Source organism: Vibrio sp. 2033 (genome assembly GCF_033339735.1).
The window spans coordinates 1-654 of the sequence record NZ_JAWOVC010000435.1 but is presented as its reverse complement, the minus strand read 5'-3'; the positions used below and the strand labels follow the sequence as shown (position 1 = coordinate 654).

Sequence of the window (654 nt, the reverse complement as noted above, 5' to 3'; positions counted from 1 at the left end):
GCGGGCTATAAGGCCGGTTTCCTTGACCAAAGTCAGGGCGTTTTTCAGTTCGCCGTTCTTGAAGTGCTCCAGACCGGTAAATTCTATATCAATGATTCGCGAGCGATTACCCTGATCGACATCAAAAGTAAGCGCTATCGATGTTGCGGAGATTTCTTCTTCACGTACGGTAACTTTGGCGTTTGGGTAACCCTTTGCCGCCAAAAGTTCGCGCAATATCCTGGTTGCGTTTTTAGCCTTGACTGGGTCGTAGATGGCTTCCTTTGATATTCCTACACGCTTTTCGCGAAATTCCTTGAGGATATCGGATTCCTGAACCGCCTTGATGCCGTTGAATTGCAGGTCGCGAATAATAGGCCATTCGCGAACTTCGAAGATGACGTTGACGCCGCCACTGACGCCTTCGGTAGTTAAAACCCTGGTCGCCGTTTTATCGAAAAAATTGAGCGAAAGGAGCTCTTTAAGATCACGCTCCAGTGCGGCAGGATCGTAAACGTCACCGGGACGCGTTTTAATGTAGTAGAGAAGGTCTTCGTCCCGCAGGCGCCTGTTTCCCTGGATATCAACACTTTCCACTATTTGTTGTTGATTTGATGCCGCATCGGCTTCAGGCAGGTTTGAGGATCGGGTCCTGGCCGGAGTCGTTGATACTGC

Annotated in this window: 1 protein-coding gene; it reads right to left on the bottom strand. The window is 49.7% G+C overall.

Going from position 1 to position 654, the window contains the following annotated elements; translation table 11 throughout:
* A partial coding sequence (locus R7P74_RS27035; RefSeq protein ID WP_318123748.1) for a POTRA domain-containing protein occupies positions 1–654 on the bottom strand: 654 nt, incomplete at both ends.